This is a genomic window from Nonomuraea sp. NPDC048881 (assembly GCF_040649795.1).
In the GTDB taxonomy this organism is placed as follows: domain Bacteria; phylum Actinomycetota; class Actinomycetes; order Streptosporangiales; family Streptosporangiaceae; genus Nonomuraea.
Genome location: NZ_JBEZGC010000001.1, coordinates 943,145 through 964,492, shown reverse-complemented (window position 1 = coordinate 964,492; position 21,348 = coordinate 943,145). Strand labels below are relative to the sequence as shown.

Below are 21,348 nucleotides of genomic sequence, written 5' to 3'. Positions count from 1 at the left end.
GAAAAATCAGGATAGAGGGTACGCGCAGGGGCTGCGCGGCCTCATGGGACGGGTGTCGTGGGGGACGCCGAGGCCGCGCGGCCACATGCGTGCCGCCGGACCAGAAGCCAGGTCGGGCGCCGGGTCGGACGCCGGGTCGGACGCCCCATGGGGGCGCGGCCGCGTACGTGCCGCCAGGTCGGGCGCCCCATGGGGGCGGCGCCCGGCCCCGCGTGTGCCACGCGGTCAGCGCGGGGTGCGACCTGGCCAGAGCTCGGCGACGGTCTCGGGGTCCAGCAGCGGCCGCACCACGACCTCCCCGGACGCCTTGTCGATCACGATGCACGCCCCGCCGACCGTGTCCGGCAGGGTGGTGGGGTCGTCGGGGTCGAGCTCCCGGATCCAGGCGACGTAGCCGTCGTGGAAGCCGTACAGGCCCACCGACAGCGGCTCGTCCGGCGGACGCGTCCCGTTGACGTACTCCTCCGCCAGCGCCCTGGCCTGGTCCATGTTCATCGCGGCCGCCCCTGCCGGTCGAGGATCATGCAGAACACCCCCGTCACCGTCGCGTACGGCGGCTCGACCGACATGTACCCGCGCTGGGCGTCGATCCAGATCACCTCGCTGCCGGAGTTGACCGCGTTCCAGACGTGCGACCCGCCGCCCGGCCAGCGCACCACGATGACCGCGCTCGCGCCGTGCCCGGCCTCCAGCAGCCGCCGGGCGATCATGGGATAGGCGTGCCGCCCCTGGCCCGCGTACTGGAACCGCTGGCCGGTCCACCGCTCGATCCGGGCCGCACCGCCCTTCTCGCCGGTGAGCAGCGGACGGCCGATCCCGTCGTACTCGGGGAGCCTGGGGGCGGCGGTGGCGGGCTCGCCGTGCCAGGTGGACAGCACGGCCAGAGCGCAGTCGGCGGCGTTGGAGGCCCGGAACGGGTCGTCCGCCGGGCCGCCGCCGTTGATCAGCCGGACCCAGGTGCCGCGCGGGTCGGGGAACCGGGTGCCGGGCTCCAGTGCCTGCCTCAGCTCCCGTTCCACCTGCGGGTCGGGCTGTGCCAGCCCGCCGGGCAGCCCGTACGGCCGGCTGTCGGCCAGCCTCGGCGGCCGCCGCTCGCCCTCGAACCAGTCGACGGCGGCACGGTTCCTCGCCCGATCGATCCGGGCCTCCAGCGGATGCCGTCCGTCCGCGCCACAAGCCCCGTCCCTCTCCCCGAACTCCAGCCGCCGCATCCCGCTGACCGCCGCCCCGAACCCCCGCGTCACCGCTCCCCCGGGTCTCTCCGGCCCACCGGTCCCGCCCCCTGGGAACTCCCCCGGCTCCCGCGCGTCCGGCCCGGCCCCAGGCGGGCCGCCCTTGTCCGGACCGGCCGCACGCGGGCTTCCCATGTCCGGACCGGCCGCCTCCTCCGGGAGCTCCCGGGCGTCAGGCGCGTCAGGACGTCCCTCCCGATGTCCGGACGTGCCGGTCGGCGTCTCCCCGGCGTTCGGCACTTCTGTGGCGGTCTGGCTGTCGGTCGCCGCGCCGGCGTCGGCGTCGCAGCCGGTCGGCTCGGTGGAAGGCGGCGCCGGACCGTCCGGCACATCCGTCGGCGGCAGCCCGGGACGTGCGTCCTCCCGTTCGTCCGGGAGGGCGAGGCGGCTGAGGGTGTTCAGGCTGAACGTCAGGCCGTACGGCGTGCCGGCGCGGGCCGGGGCCGGGCGGGTGGCGAGACCGGTGAGCACGTCCAGGGCGGAGGCCACGCCAGGGGCGGGGGCTGCGGCGGGCTGGGGGGACGGGCGGGAAGGAGGAGGGGCCTGCGTACGGAGGCCGGGTGGCGGCGGCGGCTCCTCGCCGGGGGCGCTGGAGGCGGCGGGCGTTAAGGGGGCCGAGCCCTCACGGGAGGAGGGGACCTCGGTCGTGGCGGGCGCTTCGCCGGGCACGTCCTCGGCGGCACGTTCGTAGTCGAGCCACCGGACCCCCTCCCCCACCACCGGGTTGTACTGCCCCTCCGGAAGGACCCCTCGGACGCTCGACTTGCGTTCGCGGACCACGTCCTGCCTCCTGTCCTGCTTGGACGACCGATCGTAGGGCCGCCGTCGCGTCCGAGAGGGGGAAGTGGGGAAGATTATCCGTCAGGGGGAACGGCTTTACCTGCGCAAACGTCCGCGAATCAGGCCACCTGGACCGTCACGGCCGGCCACCCGCTGGCGCCGTCGGGCGCGGGCGGCGCCTGCCGTTCGGTCTGGGTGTGACCCGCCGCGTCCGTGGCCCGCGCCTCGATCGTGTGCTCCCCGGGGGTGGCGTCCCAGTCGAGCGCCCACTGCCGCCAGGTGTCGGGCCCCGGCACGGCGGCCAGCCGCGCCTGCCGCCACTCGCCGCGATCGACCCGCACCTCGACGGCGTCCACCCCGGTGTGCTGGGCCCACGCCACCCCGGCGATGGTCGTGCGCCCGGCCTTGAGCGAGGCGCCGTTCTTCGGGACGTCGATGCGCGACTCCGTCTTGATCGGCCCCTTGGCGGCCCAGCCGCGTGGCGTCCAGTACGCCTGGTCCTGGTCGAACCGGGTCACCTTCACGTCCACCACCCACTTGGTGGCCGACACGTACCCGTACAGGCCGGGCACCACCTGGCGGACGGGGAAACCGTGCTCGAACGGGAGCGCGTCGCCGTTCATGGCGATGGCGAAGAGGGCGTCGCGGCCGTCCATCACGACGTCCACGGGCGTGCCGCAGGTGAAGCCGTCGTCGGAGGTGGACAGCAGCATGTCGGCGCCCGGCTGGAGCCCGGCACGACGCAGCAGGTCGGCCATGCGCACGCCGAGCCAGCGGGCGTTGCCGACGTACGGGCCGCCCACCTCGTTGGAGACGCAGGTCAGGGTGATGTCGGCCTCGGTGAGCGGCAGGTTCAGCAGCTCGGCGTAGGTGATCTCGACCGGTCTGTCCACCATGCCGTGGATGCGAAGCCGCCAGGCGCGCGGGTCCACCTGGGGGACGACGAGCGCCGTATCAACCCTATAGAAGTCCTGATTTTTCGTGATGAAGGGTGACAGGCCGGGGATGCGGAAGTCCGTACCGGGGGGAAGGGGGCGGGCGGGCGTCGCGGGCCTGGGCAGCGCCAGGTTCACCCGCGTCGCGGCCAGCTCCCGCCGCCCGCCGAGCTGCCGGCCCAGCGCGGCCGACGCCCCCGCCACCACGATCCCGCCCGCCACCCCGGTGATCAGCCGCCGCCGGTCGAACCCGCGCTCCCCCGCCCCGGCCCGCATAACGGCAGGCCGCTCCACCGCCCCCTCGCCGCCGACCCCAGGCGCCGCCCCGCCACCGGCCTCAGCGCCCGCGACCGCGCCACCGATCTCGGGGCCCGCCGTGGCCGTGCCGCGACCACCGCCCGCGCGCCGCAGCAGCCACCCCAGCGCCAGCCCCCCGCACAGGACCCCGGCCACCGTGGGCAGCACGTCCACCGCCGCCGCCCCAGGACGGGTGAGCACCGCGGCCACCCCGACCACCCCGAACAGGGCCAGCCCCGCGTACCCGTACGCGAGCCGCCGCCGCGCCAGCACGCCGATGAGGGCCGCGATCCCGGCGAGCACCACGAGCACGCCCCCGATGAGGACGGTCTTGTCGTTCTCCCCGAACGTGTTGATCGCGAAATCCTTGACCGGCGCCGGCGTCAGGTCGACCGCGGCGTCCCCCACCGCCACCACCGGAAAGGTCTCAGGACCGGCGAGCCCGGCGACGAGCTGCGCGATCCCCAGCGCCAGCGCGCCCGCCGTGAGCCCCGCCAGGGCGCCGGCCCAGGCGGGCACCGTCTCGTTCTTCTGCACGGTACGACGTTACGTCGCCCGTGGTCAGCAGGTTCTTACGCGGTGGTTACGAGCCGACGATGTCGCGCACGATCGGCGCCAGCGCGCGGAAGGCGCGGCCCCGGTGGCTGATGGCGTCCTTCTCGTCAGGGGACAGCTCGGCGGTGGTGCGGTCGTGGCCGAGCGGGACCAGGATCGGGTCGTAGCCGAAGCCGTTGGTGCCCCGCGGGGTGGTGATCAGGTGGCCGGGCAGCGTGCCCTCCACCACCCGGTGCTCACCGGACGGCAGCGCGAGCGCGGCGGCGCAGGCGAAGTGCGCCGACAGCTTCTCGGCGGGCACGTCGGAGAGCTGGGCGAGCAGCAGGTCGAGGTTGGCCTGGTCGTCGCCGTGGCGGCCGGACCAGCGGGCCGAGAAGACGCCGGGCATGCCGTTGAGCACGTCGACGCAGAGCCCGGAGTCGTCGGCCACGGCCGGCAGCCCGGAGCCATTGGCGACGGCGTGCGCCTTGAGCAGCGCGTTCTCCTCGAAGGTGACGCCGGTCTCGGCGACCTCGCCGATCTCGGGGAACTCCTCCAGGCCGACGATCTCGAACCCGGCGAGGATGCGCCGCAGCTCCGCGATCTTGCCCGGGTTGCGGGTGGCGAGCACGATCTTCATGCGCTCAGCGCCTCCTGCTGGATCAGGGTGAGCTCCTCGCACCCGGCGGCGGCCAGGTCGAGCAGCTGGTCGAGGGCCGCGCGGTCGAAGGGCACGCCCTCGGCGGTGCCCTGCACCTCGACGAAGGCGCCCTCGCCGGTCATCACGACGTTCATGTCGGTCTCGGCGGCGACGTCTTCGGTGTAGCACAGGTCGAGCATGGGGACCGAGCCGACGACCCCGACGGAGACGGCCGCGACCGAGCCGATCAGCGGGTCTCCCGGGCACATCTTGCGCGCCTTCATCCAGGCGACGGCGTCGGCGAGCGCGACGTAGGCGCCGGTGATCGCGGCGGTCCTGGTGCCGCCGTCGGCCTGGAGAACGTCGCAGTCGAGTACAATGGAGTTTTCGCCCAGAGCCTTGTAATCGACGCACGCGCGAAGTGATCTTCCGATCAACCGGGAAATCTCGTGCGTGCGCCCGCCGATTTTGCCGCGGACCGATTCCCGATCATTACGGGTATTGGTCGCCCGCGGCAGCATCGCGTATTCGGCCGTGACCCAGCCCTGGCCGCTGCCCCTGCGCCAGCGCGGCACGCTGTCCTGCACCGAGGCCGCGCAGAGCACCCGCGTGCCGCCGAACTCGACGAGGACCGAACCCTCGGCATGCGCCAGCCACTGCCGGGTGATGGTGATGGGGCGTAGCTGGTCGGGGTTGCGGCCATCCTGTCGGGACATGCAGATCACCCTATCTCCGCGGCACGACACTCTTGACCAAATGTGTCCGACACATGGATCCTTACGCAATGACAACGGGGGTGTTGCGAAACCCTGACTTCCTCCGGTTCCTGACGTCGCACGTGGGGAACGAACTGGGAGCGAATATCTCGCGCGTGGCCCTCCCGCTGGTGGCGGTCGTCACGCTGCACGCGCAGCCGGCCCAGGTGGCTCTGCTGTCCGCGCTGCAGACCGCCGCGTTCCTCGTGCTCGGCCTGCCCGCGGGGGTGTGGGTCGACCGGATGCGCCGGCGCCGCGTGATGATGGTCACCGATTTGGCCAGGTTCGTGCTGCTGGCGAGCATTCCGCTGGCGGCGCAACTGGGCCTGCTGTCGATCGGGATGATGTTCGCGGTCGCCTTCCTGGCGGGTGCGGCGCAGGTGTTCAACGACGTCGCGGACCAGACGTACCTGCCCAGCCTGGTGAGCACGCGGCAGCTCAGCGACGGCAACTCCAAGCTGGAGGTGGTGCGCTCCGGCGGCTTCCTGGCCGGGCCGGGCATCGGCGGCCTGCTGGTGCAGCTCGTCGGCGCGCCGTTCACGATGTTCGCCACCGCGCTGGGCTCGCTGACGTCGGCGCTGTTCCTCAGCGCCATCAAGACCCCGGACAAGCCACCGGCCGCGAGCGAGCCCGAGCCGTTGCTGCGCGGCATCGGCGTGGGGCTGCGCTACGTGTGGCGCGACCGCCTGCTGCGCATGTTCGCCGCGTCCTCGGTGCTGACGAACCTGACGGTCGGCGCGGTGCTCGGCCTGTCGGTGTTGTTCCTGGCCGATGAGGTGGGGCTGGCGCCCGGTCTCATCGGCGTGCTGCTCATGTCCGGCGGGTTCGGCGGCGTGGCCGCGGGCCTGCTCGGCGCGCTGCTGGCCAGGAAGGTCGGCACGGCCAGGATCACCTGGCTCTCCCTCACCGTGCCGGCGCCCTTCGCCCTGCTGCTGCCGATGACCCAGGCCGACTGGCGGGTGGCGTTCTTCGCCGTCACCTCGATCGCGTTGTCGTGGAGCGCGGCGCTGAGCACGGTCGGCCAGATCACCTACCGGCAGACGACGGTCCCCGAGCAGCTGCTGGGCCGGGTCAACGCCTCGTTCCGGTCGTTGATGTGGAGCTCGGTCCCGCTGGGCGCGCTGCTCGGCGGGATCGTCGCCCAGCAGTTCGGCGTGCGGACGGCCTTATGGGTGTTCATGATCGGCCGGGTCGTGTCGTTCGCGCCGCTGCTGTTCTCGCCGCTGCCCCGATTACGCGACTTCGACGACGTTCAGGCCAGGTCGTAGACCGCGCCGCTGCGGGCCAGCTCGATCGGCCCGGCGTAGCCGCCCCTCGACGCGTCCTGCAGCACTCTCGCGTTGTCGTTCCACGGCACCAGATGGGTGAGCACCAGCTTGCCCGCGTTGGCCTTGGCCGCGTGCTCGGCCGCCTGACGGCCGGTCAGGTGCAGGTCGGGCGGCAGGTCGGGCCCCTCGACGAACGACGCCTCGCACAACATGAGGTCGGCCCCCGCGGCCAGCTTGACCAGCTCCGCCGACTCCCCGGTGTCCCCCGAGTACGCCATGCACACATCGTCGCTGGCCACCCGGAACCCGTACGCCTCGACCGGATGGTTCACCAGGCCGGCGGTGACGACGAACGGCCCCACCTCGAACGAGCCGGGCGACAGCGGCGTGAAGTCGAAGGCGGTCTCCAGGCCGGGCTCGTCCGGCATCCCGTACGCGGCCGCGAGCCGGGCCGGCGCCCCCTCGGGCGCGTAGACCGGCACGGGCGGGTACGGCGCGTCGGGCCCGTACGTGCGGGCCACGTGGTAGCCGCAGACGTCGAGGCAGTGGTCGGCGTGCAGATGGGACAGGCAGATGGCGTCCACGTCGTAGAGGCCGATGTGGCGCTGGAGCGCGCCGAGCGACCCGTTGCCGAGGTCGAGCAGCATCCTGAACCCCTCGGCCTCGACGAGATAGCAGGACGCGGGGCTGTCGGGGCCGGGGTAGCTGCCCGAGCATCCGACGATGGTCACCTTCATGTGGGCCTCCCGCTCAAGGTAGTACCCCCCACTGGCGCGACTTCGACCACGTCGATCTCCGGGCCCAGGAACCGCCTGCCGAGGCGGGCGAAGAGCTGGGAGTCGCCGGTGGCGCGGAAGCGGTGCCGGGGGGTGGCCTCGCCTCCCGCCGCCAGTCCGCGGTCGTGCAGGATCCGGTAGACGTCCTTGGCCGTCTCGTCGGCGCTGGAGACCAGCGTGACCCCGTCGCCGACGACGTAGGAGATCGCGCCGGTGAGCAGCGGGTAGTGGGTGCAGCCGAGGATGAGCGTGTCGCAGCAGGCCGCCCTGATCGGCTCCAGGTAGTCACGCAGGACGTCGATGAGCTCCTTGCTCATCGTCTCCCCGCGCTCGACGTACTCCACCAGCCGGGGCGCGGCCACGCCGGTGAGCTGCACGTCGGGGGCCGCGGTGAAGGCGTCGTGGTAGGCCAGCGACGTGATGGTGGCCTGGGTGGCGATCACGCCGACCCGGCCGGTGCGGGTGGCGCGCACCGCGCGCCTGGTGGCGGGCTGGATCACCTCGACGACCGGCACGTCGTAGCGTTCGCGGGCGTCGCGCAGCACGGCGGCGCTGGCGCTGTTGCACGCGATGACGAGCATCTTGACGTCCTGCTCGACGAGGTGGTCCATCACCTCAAGGGCGTAGGCGCGCAGCTCCGCGATGGGTTTCGGCCCGTACGGCTGGCGGGCCGTGTCGGCCACGTAGGTGATCGACTCGTGGGGGAGCTGGTCGATGATCGCGCGCGCGACCGTCAGGCCGCCCACCCCGCTGTCGAAGATCCCAATACTCTCGTCCGGCACGTTCTAGAGGGTAGGCGACCTGCTCGATCAACACCGCGTAAGAATGCTCACACCTGATGAAGGCGCGACTGTCGGGTTGCTCACATCAGCCCCGTCCGACCCTGGCGAGCTGGCGCGACTGGGCGACGAGCCGGCCCGCGGAGTCCCAGACCTCGACCTCCTCGTCGAACCAGCCGTCCGAAATGAGGCGGCCGCTCCCGATCAGGGTGAGCCAGCCGGGGGCGGGCAGGGCCCGCAGGTGCCAGGTGAGCTCGACGGTGGGCGCCCAGCCGCGGGCGCCGGCGGAGAACACCACGGGCGGCAGCGCGTCCACGGCCAGGGCCAGCACGTACGGGTCGGCGTCCTGCGGCTCGGCCATCCTGAAGTACGCCCGCGACTCCGGCCTGCCCGTCGGTTCGCCGGCCAGCCAGGCGATGGTGGGCGGATCGAAGCGCATGTCCATCTGGGCGTTGAGGGTCATGTTGTTCTCGGGCTTGGGGGCGGGCAGCTTGACGCACTCCTCGACGGACGGCATGACGACCGAGGGCGCGTCGGTGTAGACGGGGTCGGCGCCGGTCAGGGTGGCGGTGGTGATCAGGCTCTCGATCTGCGGCACGCCGTCCTGGACGAGCGTGGCCCTGGCGAAGGCGGCCGTGCGGCCCGACTTCAGCGGCTCGACCCGGACCTGGGCGGGCCCGGCGACCGGCGACTTGAGGAACTGCGAGGTGGTGCTCACCGGGTGCTCGAACGGCGAGGCGTCCACGGCGGCGCGCAGGACCACGGCCATCAGGTAGCCGCCGTTGAGCGGGCCGCCGATGGAGTATCCGGGGTCGAGGCACACGTCATAGGTGGTCTCGTCGACCCTGATCGCCTGTGTGGCCTCGTCGAACTTGGTCATCCCGCCCTGCCTTCACCGTACGGAACTATATTCTAGTAGTCCCCCACTTTACGCGGGGCTGCGGCGTTCGCACCACGCCGTTCCGACATCAGCGCGCCTACCTGCGGAAACACCACCCGGATGGGACAGTTCGATCATGGCAACTGTCACCGAACTCATCGGTCAGTCGGTGTGGGACTCCAACGGGATCTGGGTCGGCCACGTGGTCGACATCCGCGCCCACAAGCACAGGGGCGGCCTCCAGCAGAGCCAGACGGTCTACGGCCTGGTCGTCTCGGGACGGCGGGCACCCGTCCTGCTCGGGCTCACCCGCGACCGTCAGGGCCGCTCGCCCTGGCTGTCCAAGACGCTGGCGCGGACGGTGTACGCCGGGTGCACGTTCGTGCCCTGGGCCTGCGTGACGGACTGGACAGATGGCGAAGTCCACCTCGATGTGCTGAAAAAAGAGCTAAACCGGGCCTGATCCCGACTTCAGCACATTGCAAGCGGCCATCTAGCAACATCAGCTACCTTCTCTGTGGTCAAAAGTCCACATTGTGAGTTGAGTGATGTCTGCGAATAATCCCCCACCTGGCCAGGATCCTGAGCGCACGACGGCGTACCGAGGAGGCTGGGACCAGCCGCAGGAGCAGCAGCAGCCGTACCAGCCGCAGCAGCCGTACCAGCAGCCGTATGGTCAGCAGGCCCCGCAGCCGCGGCAGGGAGCTTCGTACGGGCAGCCGGCTTACAGCCCTCAATCCGCCTACGGCCAGCAGCCCGCCTACGGCGCCCCGTACGGCGGCCAGGCCCAGCAGGGCTGGCAACAGCAGCAACAGCAACAGCCGACCTGGCCGCCGCAGGACCAGCACGCCCAGCAACAGGGCTGGCCGCAGCAGGACCCCTACGCGCAGCAGCACCAGCAGCAGGGCTGGCAGCAGCAGGACCAGTACGGGCAGCAAGGTTGGCAGCAGCAGGGCCCCGAGGGCTTCGGCCCGCCCCAGCCGGCGAAGAAGGGCGGCCGCAAGGGCTGGCTGATCGCCGGCGCGGCCGCGCTCGCGGTGGTGCTGCTCGGCGGCGGCGCGGTGTGGGCCGTGGGCGCGATCGGCGGGGGCGGCACGCAGCCGGACGAGGTCCTGCCCGCCAACGCGATCGCCTACGCCCGCCTCGACCTCGACCCGGCCGCGAACCAGAAGCTGGCGCTGTTCCAGCTCGCCAGGAAGTTCACGGTCACCAAGGGCTCCTTCACCGGCGAGGACCCGCGTCAGGCCCTGTTCAACCTGGTCAACGACAGCGGCGAGAAGAAGGTGGACTTCGCCAAGGACGTGGACCCGTGGCTGGGCAGCAGGGTCGGCTTCGCCGCCGTGCCCTCCGGCAAGTCCGAGCCCGACTTCGCGGTGGCCGTGCAGGTCAAGGACCAGGCGCAGGCCAAGGCGGGCATCGCCAAGCTCATGGACGGCGACAAGTACGGCATCGCCTTCCGCGACGACTACGCGCTGCTGTCCTCGACCCAGGCGCTGGCCGACAAGTTCGCGAAGGGCGAGGCCACCCTCGCCGACAACAGCGAGTTCAACGACGACATGGGCGACGTCGGCGAGCAGGGCGTGTTGTCGTTCTGGGCGGACATGGGCGGGCTGGCCAAGCTCACCCCCATCCCCGCCGAGCAGGCCGCGAGCATCGAGCCCATCAAGGACGCCCGGTTCGCCGGCGCGCTGCGCTTCGACAGCGCCTACGTCGAGCTGGCCGGCCTGGTCAGGGGCGCCAAGGGCGTGACCTCGGACGACCTCCAGCCCGCCACCTTGGGCACGCTGCCCGCCGGCACCGCCGGGGCCCTGTCGGTCTCCGGCCTGGACCAGCTGATCACCAGCCAGTGGGCCCAGATCCAGAAGTCGGCCGCGGCCGGCGGCGGCGCCGAGGTGCAGCAGCTCCTCGACCAGGCCAAGACCAAGTTCGGCCTCGACCTGCCCGGCGACCTCGCCACGGTGCTCGGCAAGAACTTCACGGTCGCGGTGGACAGCCAGGGCCTGGACGGCGACCAGATCAAGGCGGGCGTCCGCGTGGTCACCGACCCGGCCAAGGCCCAGGCGGTCGTCGGCAAGATCGAGAAGGCGCTGGCGGCCAGTGGGCAGCCCGCTCCGCAGCTCGCCAAGGTGCCCGGTGACGGCGTCTTCACGGCGGCGACGAGCGAGGAGTACGCCAAGAAGCTGGCCGAGGAGGGCACGCTGGGCGACTCCGAGACGTTCCAGACCGCCATCCCCGACGCCGGCGAGGCCACCTTCGCGCTCTTCGTGGACCTCGACAAGGTCGAGCACCTGTACCTGCAGAGCATGGAGGGCGACGAGAAGGCCAACGTGCAGGTCCTGCGGGCCGTCGGGCTGAGCGGCAAGCAGAGCGCCACCGAGGCGGACTTCTCGCTGCGGGTCCTGTTCAACTGACCAGGCAAGAAGGGGGGCGGCCGTCCCGGCCGCCCCCCTTCTTCATGTCCTCAGGCCCAGAGCTGGCCTTCGAGGCGGTCTTCCGCCTCCTCCAGGGTGCCTTCGTAGGCGCCCGTGGACAGGTATTTCCAGCCGCCGTCGGCCACCACGAAGACGACGTCGGCCCGTTCGCCCGCCTTGACGGCCTTCCCGGCCACGCCCAGCGCGGCGTGCAGCGCGGCGCCGGTCGAGACGCCGGCGAAGATGCCCTCGGCGGCCAGCAGCTCGCGGGTGCGCCGCAGCGCGTCGGCCGAGCCGACGGAGAACCGGGTGGTCAGCACGGACTCGTCGTACAACTCGGGGATGAAGCCCTCGTCGACGTTGCGCAGGCCGTAGACCAGCTCGCCGTAGCGCGGCTCGGCGGCGACGATCTGCACGCCGGGCACCCGTTCCCGCAGGAAGCGGCCGACGCCCATGAGCGTGCCCGTCGTGCCGAGCCCGGCCACGAAGTGGGTGACCGTGGGCAGGTCGGCCAGGATCTCCGGGCCGGTGGTCTCGTAGTGGGAGCGCCAGTTGGCCGGGTTCCCGTACTGGTAGAGCATCACCCAGGACGGGTTCTCCGCGGCCAGGCCCTTGGCCACGCGGACGGCCTCGTTGGAGCCGCCCGCGGCGGGCGAGGAGATGATCTCCGCGCCCCACATGCGCAGGAGCTGACGGCGTTCCTCGGAGGTGTTCTCCGGCATCACGCAGATCAGCCGGTAGCCCTTCAGCTTGGCCGACATCGCGAGCGAGATGCCGGTGTTGCCGCTGGTGGGCTCCAGGATCGTGCAGCCGGGCGTGAGCAGGCCGTCCTTCTCGGCCTGCTCGATCATCCACAGCGCCGGTCGGTCCTTGATCGACCCGGTCGGGTTGCGGTCCTCAAGCTTGGCCCAGACGCGCACCTCGGGCGAGGGCGACAGCCGGGGCAGCCCGACGAGCGGCGTGCGCCCGACCGAGTCGATCAGCGAGTCGAACCGCATGTCACCCGCCGGCGACGGCGGGCAGCACGGTCACCGTGTCGCCGTCGGACACCGGGGTGCCGAGGCCGCCGAGGAAGCGCACGTCTTCGTCGTTGAGGTAGACGTTGACGAATCGGCGCAGGCTGCCCTGGTCGACCAGGCGGTCCTTGATGCCGGGGTGGCGCGACTCAAGGTTGCTGATCAGCTCGTCGAGGGTGGCGCCCTCGGCGTCGACGGCCTTGGCGCCGTCGGTGTAGGTGCGCAGGATGGTGGGAATGCGAACCTCGATGGCCATCGCGGTCATTCTCCTCTTATCTGGTCGTCGTCCCATCGGCGGCAACACCGATGGCTTGGTACGGATTCCAGATCAGCGACAGTCGTAGACGACGACGGCCGGGGTGTGCGCGAAGAGGTAGCTCTGCACCGGCCGGACCATCATGGGAGGAATCTTACCTCTTCCTCCTCGATCACTCCGTCGAGGATCCGGTAGGAGCGGAACTCGACCTCGTTCTCGTCCCTGGTGGAGACCAGGACGTAGTGGGCCTGCGGCTCGGAGGCGTAGGACACGTCGGTGCGCGACGGGTACGCCTCGGTGGCGGTGTGGGAGTGGTAGATCACGACGGGCTCCTCGTCGCGGTCGTCCATCTCCCGCCAGACGCGCAGTTGCTCCATGGAGTCGAACCGGTAGAAGGTGGGCGAACGCTCGGCGTTCTCCATCGGGACGAACCGCTCGGGCACGCCGTCGCGGCCCGCGATCACCCCGCACGCCTCGTCGGGATGGTCGGCCCGCGCGTGCGCGACGATCTTGTCCACCAGTTCCTGCGAGATCGTGAGCATGCCCGGAAGCTACCAGAGGGCGCGGACCAGGCTGTCTTGGAGGTAGGTCAGCCAGTCGTAGGTGACGTAGGCCGGGTAGCGGGGGTCGTCCTCGGACATCATGGCGATCTCGTCGTGGACCTCCTCGGTCACGTCGAGCTTGGTGCCGAGCGTCAGGCGCACGTCGTTGAGCGAGCGCAGCCACGCCTGGGCCTGCTCCGGCGTCAGCTCGGCGCCGCCCGGCCGCGCGGTGTCCAGGACGGTCTGGGCGTCGGCGCGCTTGCCGTCGCGCAGCGTGGCCTCGGTGTAGCGGCGGAACTCCGAGGCCTCCTGCTCGTCCTCGTAGGCCGAGGGGAACAGCCGGGCCAGCACCGGGTCGGTGGGCGCCTGGGCCGCCCCGATGCCGAGCGCCCGCTCCAGCGGATCGTCGCTGGTCTCACCCGGCGCGACCAGGCCGAGCAGCATCGAGACGAGCGAGCGCAACAGCGAGACCTCCGCGGCCTCGAACTGCGCGATGACCGAGCCGTTCCGCCCGGCCGAGAACCCCGAACTCACTGCCGCCGCCTCACTTGACCGAATCCGGCTGGACCGTCGCCCACAGGCCGTAGGAGTGAAGAATCTGCACATCGCGTTCCATCTCTTCGCGCGTGCCACTGGACACGACCGCCTTGCCCTTTTGGTGGACGTCCAGCATCAGTTTCTCCGCCTTCTCCTTGGTGTAGCCGAAGACGGTTTGGAAGACATAGGTCACGTAGGACATGAGGTTGACCGGGTCGTTCCAGACGATGGTCACCCATGGCAGATCGGGCCGGACGTCCGATGACGGACGCTCGACGGTGATTGGAGCGGTGCTACCCACATCCCCGAGTCTGCCCTATCTGGGTCGTAGTCTTCGAGTCGTGAGAATGACCATGAGCACTGCGTTGCTCACAGATCACTATGAGCTGACGATGCTCCAGGCGGCACTGCGCAGCGGCGCGGCGCACCGGCGCGCGGTCTTCGAGGTGTTCGCCAGACACCTGCCGGGCGGCCGCCGGTACGGGGTCGTGGCCGGCATCGGACGCGTCCTGGACGAGCTCGAACGCTTCCGTTTCGGTGACGAAGAACTCACCTTTCTCCGCGAGCAGGAGGTGGTCGACGAATCGACTCTGGCGTTTCTCGCCGATTACCGGTTTTCCGGGAACGTCTACGGCTACCGCGAGGGCGACCTGTACTTCCCCGCCTCCCCGATCATGATCGTCGAGGGCACCTTCGCCGAGGCCGTGCTGCTGGAGACGCTGACGCTGTCGATACTCAACCACGACTGCGCCATCGCCTCGGCGGCCTCCCGCATGACCAACGCCGCCGGCAAGCGCCCGCTCATCGAGATGGGCTCGCGCCGCACGCACGAGTACGCCGCCGTCGCCGCCGCCCGCGCCGCCTACATCGCCGGGTTCGCCTCCACCTCCAACCTCATGGCCGGCCACATGTACGGCGTCCCCACGGCGGGCACGGCCGCGCACGCGTTCACCCTGCTGCACGACTCCGAGCGGGACGCGTTCGAGGCCCAGATCGCCTCCCTCGGCGTGGGCACGACGCTGCTGGTGGACACCTACGACGTCGAGCAGGCGGTGCGCACGGCGGTCGAGCTGGCCGGCAACAAGCTGGGCGCGGTCCGCATCGACTCCGGCGATCTGGCCGCCGCCGCCCAGGAGGTGCGCGAGCTGCTCGACTCGCTCGGCGCCTTCGACACCCGCATCGTGGTCACCTCCGACCTCGACGAGTACGCCATCGCCGCGCTCGCCGCCGCCCCGGTGGACGGCTACGGCGTGGGCACCTCCCTGGTGACCGGGTCCGGCGTCCCCACGGCGGCCTTGGTGTACAAGCTGGTGGCGCGGGAGACCGGGGCGGGCCGGCTGGAGGCCGTGGCCAAGCGGTCGGTGGGCAAGCCGTCGCGCGGGGGGCGCAAGGAGGCGTACCGGCTGCTCGACGACGGCGGGCACGTCGAGACCGAGCTGATCACGACCGGCGGCGTCGTTCCAGAGGGCGGCATCCCCCTGCTGCACGAGCTGGTGCGCGACGGCGAGGTCGTCGGCCGGGAGCCCCTGTCCGCCGCCCGCGACCGCCACGCCGCTGCCGTCGCGCTGCTCCCCCAGGAGGCGCTGCACCTCGGGAGGGGGTACGCGGCGATCCCCACGGAGTTCGTCTGACGTATCGTGCTCTTATGGGCACCGCGTTGATCATCGTCGATGTGCAGAACGACTTCTGCGAGGGTGGCAGCCTGGCCGTGGCAGGCGGCTCGGAGGTGGCCGCCGCGATCACCCGCCATCTCGGCGAGCACGGCTACGACCACGTCGTGGCCACCCGTGATCACCACGTCGACCCCGGCACCCACTTCTCGGACACCCCCGACTACGTCACGTCCTGGCCCGCCCACTGCGTGGCCGGCACCCCCGGCGCCGACTTCCATCCCTCCTTCGACGTGTCGGAGGTGGAGGAGGTCTTCAGCAAGGGCGCCCACGCGGCGGCCTACAGCGGCTTCGAGGGCGCCTCCGGCGACGGCGCGCCGCTGGCCGACTGGCTGCGCGAGCGCGGGGTGACCGAGGTCGACGTGGTGGGCATCGCCACCGACCACTGCGTGCGGGCGACCGCGCTCGACGCGGCGGCCAACGGGCTGGCCGTGCGCGTGCTGCTCGACCTCACAGCGGGCGTCTCCCCGGCGACCACGCAGTCGGCCATGGCCCAGATGGAGGCCGCGGGCGTGACGCTGGAGGGCACGCCCAAGGCGGGCTGACCGGCCCCGCCCGGGGACGACCCGCGGTTGTGCCGCGACCGAGCCTGATCACGGACGGTACACAGTGCGCAACCCTGCGGTCATGTGATATTCAAGGATGACCTAACCTCTCCGCAGTCGAAGTAGTACGTAGAGTCATATCTCTTCATCCTGTGCGAGGTTTCTCATGCTTGCCATCTCCCTGGGCGTGGCCTGGCTGCTGCTCACCCCTCTCGCCCTCTGGGTGCTCGTCAAGGGCCGTCCGGGGGCGCGGGTGGGGGCGGTCGTGACGCTGGCGCTGCTGGAGGTCGCGACGGTCGCGATGGGCGACGTGCCCTCCGGCCGCGGCCCCGCCGTCGTGGCCCACGACATGCCGCCGGCGCCCGCGCTGCCCGCCTGCGACGAGCGCACCCCGATCCCCCAGTGGGCCAAGGTCGGGCGGCAGCTCGTGCTGTCGTGGTCGGCCGCGCCGCGCGAGTGCGCGACGGCCAAGGTGATCGCCCGTCCGGAGGGCCGCCGGCTGCTGGTGTGGGTGCACGAGGGGCCGCTGAACGGTGACCATCAGGGTGTGCGCACCCTTCCCGTCCGGGTCAAGGACGGCCGGGCCGCGCTGACCGTCCCGCTGCCGGGCGACGAGCGCTACATACCGGTGGACGGCCGCTCCGGGAAGAGGATCCCGGCCCCCGCCGGCCTCTAGAGCCTCCTAGAGGGTCGCCACGGCCAGCCGCAGGGCGTCGTCGAACCGGGTGAACACCTCGAACGCGTGCCGCAGCCCCGTGATCGACAACACTCGCGCCATCACCCCGTGCACCCCCGCGAGCAGCAGCCTGGTGCCCCTCGACTCGCACCGCTGCATGACCTCGACGAGCTCGTTCATGCCCATCGAGTCGCAGAAGGCGACCGCGCCGAGGTCGAGGATCAGGAACGGCTTGGCCGGCAGCTCCCACACGCGCTGCATGTGCTCGCGCAGGACCGGGATCGCGTAGACGTCGAGCTCGCCTTCGAGCCGGATGATGACGGCGTTTCGGGAGAGGCCGGAAGCGACGGTGAGCGTCGACCTGCCGGGGGCCTCAGACGACATGGGCAAGATCCTTCTGGTATCCCAAGACAGCCAAGAGGGTTGTTGCCGTTCTGGCCGGCCTTCTAACGGAAGGTCACTGCTCTGTGTCCAAATGTGCAGGGTCCCCTGCCGAACCCCCGCCGGACCCCTTCGCCGGTTCGCGGGGAACCGGCGAAGGGGGCGCGGCTAGCGCCGCTGGGTGGCCCAGCGGCGGATGGCGTCGATGCGCTCCTGGATCTGCTCGGCCGTGGCCTGCGCGATCGGCGGGCCGCCGCACGTGCGGCGCAGCTCGGCGTGGATGACGCCGTGGGGCTGGCCCGTGCGGTGGTTCCAGGCGCCGACCAGGCCGTTGAGCTCGCGCCGGAGCTCGGCGATCTGCTCGTGCGGGGCGAGCGTCTCCTTGGGCTGCTCGGCCGGGCTCTGCCTGCGCTTGGCGGCCTGCTGGTCGGACTGGCGCTTGCGGAGCAGGGTGGCCACCTGGTCGGGCTCCAGGAGGCCGGGCAGGCCGAGGAAGTCCTCCTCCTCGGCCGAGCCGATCTCCGCGCCGGTGCCGAACTCGCCGCCGTCGAAGAGCACCCGGTCGAAGGTGGCCGAGGTCTCCATCGTCTCGAACGGCAGCTCGTCGCCCAGGACGTCGGGGTTGTCCTTCTGCCGGTTGGCCTGCTCCAGCAGGCTGTCGTCGAGGCCGTCCTCCGGGGGCTTCCTGTTGAGCACGTGGTCGCGCTCGACCTCCATCTCGTTGGCCAGCCCCATGAGGGTGGGCACCGAGGGGAGGAAGACCGAGGCGGTCTCGCCGCGCTTGCGGGCGCGCACGAACCGGCCCACGGCCTGGGCGAAGAAGAGCGGGGTGGAGGTCGAGGTGGCGTAGACGCCCACGCACAGGCGCGGGATGTCGACCCCCTCGGAGACCATGCGGACGGCCACCAGCCACCGGTCGTGGGAGGCGGCGAACTGCTTGATCTTCTTGGACGCCCCCGGGTCGTCGGACAGGACCACGGTCGCGCCCTCGCCGGTGATGTTGCGCAGGTGGCGGGCGTAGGCGCGGGCGGTCTCGTGGTCGGTGGCGATCACCAGGCCGCCCGCGTCGGGCACGCCCCGGCGGATCTCGGTCAGGCGGCGGTCGGCGGCCTGCATGACCTGGCGGATCCAGTCGCCCTTGGGGTCGAGCGCGGCCCGCCACGCCTGGGACAGCTGGTCTTTGGTGAGCGGGGTGCCGAGCGTCGCGGCGATCTCGTCGCCCGCACGGGTGCGCCACTTCATCTCGCCGGAGTAGGCCAGGAAGATCACCGGACGGACGACGCCGTCGTCGAGCGCCGGGCCGTAGCCGTAGGAGAAGTCGGAGACGCTGCGCTTGACGCCCTCGGCGTCCTCCTCGTAGCCGACGAACGGGATCGGGTTGTCGTCGGACCTGAACGGCGTGCCGGTGAGCTGGAGCCGGCGGGTGGCGGGCTCGAACGCCTCGCGCACGCCGTCGCCCCACGACTTGGCGTCGCCCGCGTGGTGGATCTCGTCGAAGATGACCAGCGTCTTGCGGGCCTCGGTGCGCGCCCGGTGGAGCGCGGGGTGCATCGCGACCTGCGCGTAGGTCACCGCCACCCCGGTGTAGTCGCGCGAGGTCGTGCCCTGGCTGTTCTTGAACTCCGGGTCGATGCCGATGCCGACCCGGGCGGCGGCGTCGGCCCACTGGCGTTTGAGGTGCTCGGTGGGCGTGACGATGGTGACGGCCCTGATCACCCCGTTGGCCAGCAGCTCGCTGGCGATGCGCAGGGCGTAGGTCGTCTTGCCCGCGCCGGGGGTGGCCACGGTGAGGAAGTCACGCGGCTCGCGCCTGAAGTACAGGTCGAACGCCTGCTGCTGCCAGGCGCGCAGTTTGGGCGCGGTGCCCCACGCGGCGCGGTCTGGATAGGAAGGCGAAAGGTGGGACGCGGCGAAGGTGCTCACCGCATCACCTCTGGGGTTCGTGTGCTTCGCTCTCTCACAGTGACCCAAGAGTAATCGGGCTCACCGACAAGACGTGCCGTGCACCGAGGATTCTGGCCAAGGTCTTCCCTACGTGCTATGTGGCTTATCTGAAGCTCGTCATCACCGCGTCGAGCGCCTGTCTGCCGGTGGCCGCCTCGGGTTGGAGCAGGCCGACGAGCAGCACGGCGCGGCCCGCGCGAGTGAGAAGCATCACGCGCAGGAACGCGGGCCGGTTGACGACGTCCTGGTACTCGGCCCGCAGGGCCCGGGTGTGTCCCTGCGGGATGTCCCGGTCGTCGACGACCGTGACCTTGTCGCCCTTGAGCAGCAGCCTGGAGTACAGCTCGGCGGCCTCCCCCGCGGCCTTCTTGGCGTTCGGCACGGGCTCGGCGACCCGCCTGGCCATGACCAGCGCGCCGTTGCCGTCCCTGGCGATCGAGGTGAAGCCGGTGACGGGCGGGACCGTCCCGGCGCTCCAGCCGGGCGGCAGCCGCAGCGTCACGCCGGCCACGGCGTCGCTCAGCCGGTCGGGCCGCGGCGGCGGCGCGGTCAGCCGGGACGCCACCGCGCTCACCCCGGCGACCAGCCCCGCCACCGCCACCAGCGCGACCAGGACGCCGGCCAGACGCCGTCCGCGCCGCGGCGCCTGCTCCAGCGGGCCGGGGTCGGCGGGGGTGCCGTAGAGGCGGGCCGAGGGCGGCAGCGGCTCGGAGGGGTTGGCGTGGCGGCGGGCCGAGGGCGGCAGCGGCTCGGCCGGCGGGTCGAACGGGACGGTCCTGCGGATCCGCGGGTTCCACGCCGTCCGCTCGTACGGGTCGCGCCCCCGGCGCGGCGGCCAGGGGGCCTCCTCGTCGTCGCCGCCGTCGCCGTCGCCGTCGCCGTAGCCGTCGCCGCCGTCGCCGCCGTCGCTGTCGTCGGTGTCGGGGTCGTCCGGGAAGTCCGCGTCCTGGGGAGGAGTGCGGCGGTGCCGGGGCCCGGAAGCGGGGGGCCAGACCCGGTGATCATCCTCCATGACACCTCCTCGTCCCGTTGTCCTATCACTCCTCGGGACGAAGATCTGGCGATCCGTGATCGCTGTGGCGGGAGGGGCAGAATCACACGATCAGCGGGTGCGCGCGGCCAGGAACGTGGCGGCCAGCCCGATGAGCGCCATGAGGACCGAGATCACCACGAATCCGGTGGCGATCTGACCGGAGCCGTGCCCGATGAAGTTGATCACCGCGCCGCCCAGGCCCACGGTCAGGGCCGAGCCCAGCATGTCGGTGACCGACAGCGCGGCGGAGTTGGCGCCCTGCTCGCTGACCGGCGACTGCCTGAGCGCGGTGACGCTGACCGTGGTCATGCCGAGGCCCATGCCGAACCCGGCCGCGATCCAGGCCGGCACCGCGATCCAGCCGCTCACCGCGGGCAGCGCCGCGAACAGCGCGATCACGATCCCGGCCGTGACGCACACCGCCCCGAGCCTGATCCGCCGGTGCGGCTCGGCGGTCCGCCTGCTCTGCAGGAACGAGCCCGCCGACCAGCCGAGCGCGCCCGTGGTCAGCGCGATCCCGGCGGCCCTGGCGTCGAAGAGCTTGACCGACGTGAGCACCAGCGGGATGAAGGAGTTGACCCCGAAGAAGGCGGCCGAGAAGAACCCGCGCAGCAGCACGGTGGTGGGCAGCCCGCGCCCGAACCGCAGCGCGCCCGGCGGCAGCAGCCGGTGCAGGCCGTAGACGAGGAAGCCCAGCCCGCCGAGCGTGGCGGCCGCGCCGATCACCGGCTGCTTGTGCAGCTCGTCCACGCCCCACAGCAGCACGCCCGCGCCGCCGGCGGCGGACGTGGCGGCCAGCGTCATCGCCAGCGGCTGCGAACGCGGCCCGCGCGGGCTCTCGTCGGCCTCCCCCGGCGAGGCCATCCGGAGCGCCGGGACGAGCATCACCAGCGCGGGCACCACCAGCGGAATGATCCCGTAGAAGACGAAACGCCAGCCCCACTCCTTCGCGACGGCCCCCGCCACGGCGGGCCCGACCATCGAGGGCACGACCCAGGCGGCCGACAGCGCCGCGAAGACCTTGGGCCGCACGACCGCCGGGTAGACCCGGGCGATCATCACGTACAGCGCCACGATCGAGGAACCGGCGCCCAGCCCCTGGACGGCCCGCGCCACCAGGAACAGCTCCTTGGCGTCCGCCGCGCCGGCCAGCGCCATCCCGGCGACGAACAGCACCACCCCGACGAGGAACGGCAGCGGGTAGCCGCGCCGGTCCGACCAGAGCCCGGCGACCACGTTGGCGAACAGGCTGGCGATGAGGAAGGCCGAGAAGCTGATGCCGTAGAGGTTGAGCGCGTCGAGGTCGGCCGAGACCGCCGGCATGACGACGCCGACCGACATGCCCTCGAAGGCGATCAGCGTGACCACCAGAAGGATCCCCAAGGTGGCGGTGCGGTACTGGGGCCCGAGGATCGGGGGTGAGGTGTCGGGAGCGTCGATTGCCTTCGGTGCTGTCACCTG

General features: G+C 71.7%; 23 protein-coding genes. 6 read left to right on the top strand and 17 right to left on the bottom strand.

What is annotated here, in order from left to right:
- Positions 1-225: 225 nt before the first annotated feature.
- The 5 genes from AB0C33_RS04580 to rph form a co-directional block, all read right to left on the bottom strand.
- Positions 226-495 carry a hypothetical protein gene (locus AB0C33_RS04580; RefSeq protein WP_357971121.1) on the bottom strand — a complete coding sequence of 90 codons (270 nt, stop codon included), beginning with the start codon at positions 493-495 and terminating at the stop codon, positions 226-228.
- Positions 492-2,012, bottom strand: coding sequence for a toxin glutamine deamidase domain-containing protein (locus AB0C33_RS04575; RefSeq protein WP_358283551.1), 1,521 nt, complete (start codon positions 2,010-2,012; stop codon positions 492-494). The genes AB0C33_RS04580 and AB0C33_RS04575 overlap by 4 nt, the downstream gene beginning before the upstream one ends.
- A 119-nt stretch (positions 2,013-2,131) precedes the next feature.
- Complete coding sequence (locus AB0C33_RS04570) at positions 2,132-3,781, bottom strand: molybdopterin-dependent oxidoreductase (protein WP_358283550.1); 1,650 nt, start codon at positions 3,779-3,781, stop codon at positions 2,132-2,134.
- Between the two features lie 46 nt (positions 3,782-3,827).
- The gene (gene rdgB, locus AB0C33_RS04565) at positions 3,828-4,418 is read right to left on the bottom strand and encodes an RdgB/HAM1 family non-canonical purine NTP pyrophosphatase (protein ID WP_358283548.1); all 591 of its coding nucleotides are present in this window, start codon (positions 4,416-4,418) and stop codon (positions 3,828-3,830) included.
- Positions 4,415-5,134 carry a ribonuclease PH gene (gene rph, locus AB0C33_RS04560; protein WP_358283918.1) on the bottom strand — a complete coding sequence of 240 codons (720 nt, stop codon included), beginning with the start codon at positions 5,132-5,134 and terminating at the stop codon, positions 4,415-4,417. Before rph ends, rdgB begins: the two co-directional genes overlap by 4 nt.
- Before the next feature lie 53 nt (positions 5,135-5,187).
- Between rph and AB0C33_RS04555 the strand changes: the two genes are divergently transcribed.
- The gene (locus AB0C33_RS04555) at positions 5,188-6,441 is read left to right on the top strand and encodes an MFS transporter (protein WP_358283546.1); all 1,254 of its coding nucleotides are present in this window, start codon (positions 5,188-5,190) and stop codon (positions 6,439-6,441) included.
- Here the strand turns inward: AB0C33_RS04555 and AB0C33_RS04550 are convergent.
- The 3 genes from AB0C33_RS04550 to AB0C33_RS04540 form a co-directional block, all read right to left on the bottom strand.
- Positions 6,426-7,178 (bottom strand): MBL fold metallo-hydrolase, encoded by a 753-nt coding sequence (locus AB0C33_RS04550; RefSeq protein ID WP_357971117.1) that lies wholly within the window; start codon positions 7,176-7,178, stop codon positions 6,426-6,428. The genes AB0C33_RS04555 and AB0C33_RS04550 overlap by 16 nt on opposite strands.
- Positions 7,175-7,999, bottom strand: a complete 825-nt coding sequence (gene murI / locus AB0C33_RS04545; protein ID WP_358283544.1) for a glutamate racemase — start codon at positions 7,997-7,999, stop codon at positions 7,175-7,177. Before murI ends, AB0C33_RS04550 begins: the two co-directional genes overlap by 4 nt.
- A gap of 85 nt (positions 8,000-8,084) precedes the next feature.
- Positions 8,085-8,876 carry a thioesterase family protein gene (locus AB0C33_RS04540; RefSeq protein ID WP_358283542.1) on the bottom strand — a complete coding sequence of 264 codons (792 nt, stop codon included), beginning with the start codon at positions 8,874-8,876 and terminating at the stop codon, positions 8,085-8,087.
- 136 nt (positions 8,877-9,012) lie between these two features.
- Here AB0C33_RS04540 and AB0C33_RS04535 point away from each other — a divergent pair, with 136 nt between their 5' ends.
- Positions 9,013-9,339, top strand: a complete 327-nt coding sequence (locus tag AB0C33_RS04535; RefSeq protein WP_352350122.1) for a hypothetical protein — start codon at positions 9,013-9,015, stop codon at positions 9,337-9,339.
- A gap of 85 nt (positions 9,340-9,424) precedes the next feature.
- Positions 9,425-11,287 (top strand): DUF3352 domain-containing protein, encoded by a 1,863-nt coding sequence (locus tag AB0C33_RS04530; protein ID WP_358283540.1) that lies wholly within the window; start codon positions 9,425-9,427, stop codon positions 11,285-11,287.
- 50 nt (positions 11,288-11,337) lie between these two features.
- Here the strand turns inward: AB0C33_RS04530 and AB0C33_RS04525 are convergent, their stop codons facing one another.
- The 5 genes from AB0C33_RS04525 to clpS form a co-directional block, all read right to left on the bottom strand.
- Complete coding sequence (locus AB0C33_RS04525) at positions 11,338-12,285, bottom strand: cysteine synthase (protein ID WP_358283538.1); 948 nt, start codon at positions 12,283-12,285, stop codon at positions 11,338-11,340.
- 1 nt (position 12,286) lies between these two features.
- A complete protein-coding gene (locus AB0C33_RS04520; protein ID WP_352350116.1) occupies positions 12,287-12,559 on the bottom strand; it encodes a MoaD/ThiS family protein in 273 nt (90 codons plus the stop codon).
- 140 nt (positions 12,560-12,699) lie between these two features.
- Positions 12,700-13,101, bottom strand: coding sequence for a M67 family metallopeptidase (locus tag AB0C33_RS04515; protein ID WP_352327704.1), 402 nt, complete (start codon positions 13,099-13,101; stop codon positions 12,700-12,702).
- Between the two features lie 9 nt (positions 13,102-13,110).
- Complete coding sequence (locus AB0C33_RS04510; protein ID WP_352350114.1) at positions 13,111-13,635, bottom strand: DUF2017 domain-containing protein; 525 nt, start codon at positions 13,633-13,635, stop codon at positions 13,111-13,113.
- 10 nt (positions 13,636-13,645) lie between these two features.
- Positions 13,646-13,939: an ATP-dependent Clp protease adapter ClpS gene (clpS, locus tag AB0C33_RS04505; RefSeq protein ID WP_352350112.1), complete on the bottom strand. Its 294-nt coding sequence runs from the start codon at positions 13,937-13,939 to the stop codon at positions 13,646-13,648.
- Positions 13,940-13,985: 46 nt separating this feature from the next.
- Between clpS and AB0C33_RS04500 the strand changes: the two genes are divergently transcribed.
- The 3 genes from AB0C33_RS04500 to AB0C33_RS04490 all read left to right on the top strand — a co-directional run bounded on the left by AB0C33_RS04500 (position 13,986) and on the right by AB0C33_RS04490 (position 16,529).
- On the top strand, positions 13,986-15,269 hold the full coding sequence (locus tag AB0C33_RS04500; protein ID WP_358283535.1) for a nicotinate phosphoribosyltransferase: 1,284 nt from the start codon (positions 13,986-13,988) through the stop codon (positions 15,267-15,269).
- A 14-nt stretch (positions 15,270-15,283) separates the two neighbouring features.
- A complete protein-coding gene (locus AB0C33_RS04495) occupies positions 15,284-15,853 on the top strand; it encodes a nicotinamidase (RefSeq protein WP_352327700.1) in 570 nt (189 codons plus the stop codon).
- A gap of 166 nt (positions 15,854-16,019) precedes the next feature.
- Positions 16,020-16,529 carry a hypothetical protein gene (locus AB0C33_RS04490; protein ID WP_358283533.1) on the top strand — a complete coding sequence of 170 codons (510 nt, stop codon included), beginning with the start codon at positions 16,020-16,022 and terminating at the stop codon, positions 16,527-16,529.
- 6 nt (positions 16,530-16,535) lie between these two features.
- On the opposite strand, the gene AB0C33_RS04485 is transcribed toward AB0C33_RS04490, so the two are convergent.
- From AB0C33_RS04485 to AB0C33_RS04470, 4 genes are all read right to left on the bottom strand, one after another.
- On the bottom strand, positions 16,536-16,913 hold the full coding sequence (locus AB0C33_RS04485; RefSeq protein WP_358283531.1) for an STAS domain-containing protein: 378 nt from the start codon (positions 16,911-16,913) through the stop codon (positions 16,536-16,538).
- Between the two features lie 165 nt (positions 16,914-17,078).
- Positions 17,079-18,833, bottom strand: a complete 1,755-nt coding sequence (locus AB0C33_RS04480; RefSeq protein WP_358283529.1) for a DEAD/DEAH box helicase — start codon at positions 18,831-18,833, stop codon at positions 17,079-17,081.
- Positions 18,834-18,957: 124 nt separating this feature from the next.
- Complete coding sequence (locus tag AB0C33_RS04475) at positions 18,958-19,866, bottom strand: hypothetical protein (protein WP_358283527.1); 909 nt, start codon at positions 19,864-19,866, stop codon at positions 18,958-18,960.
- Positions 19,867-19,956: 90 nt separating this feature from the next.
- Positions 19,957-21,345 carry an MFS transporter gene (locus AB0C33_RS04470; RefSeq protein WP_358283525.1) on the bottom strand — a complete coding sequence of 463 codons (1,389 nt, stop codon included), beginning with the start codon at positions 21,343-21,345 and terminating at the stop codon, positions 19,957-19,959.
- Positions 21,346-21,348 lie beyond the last annotated feature (3 nt).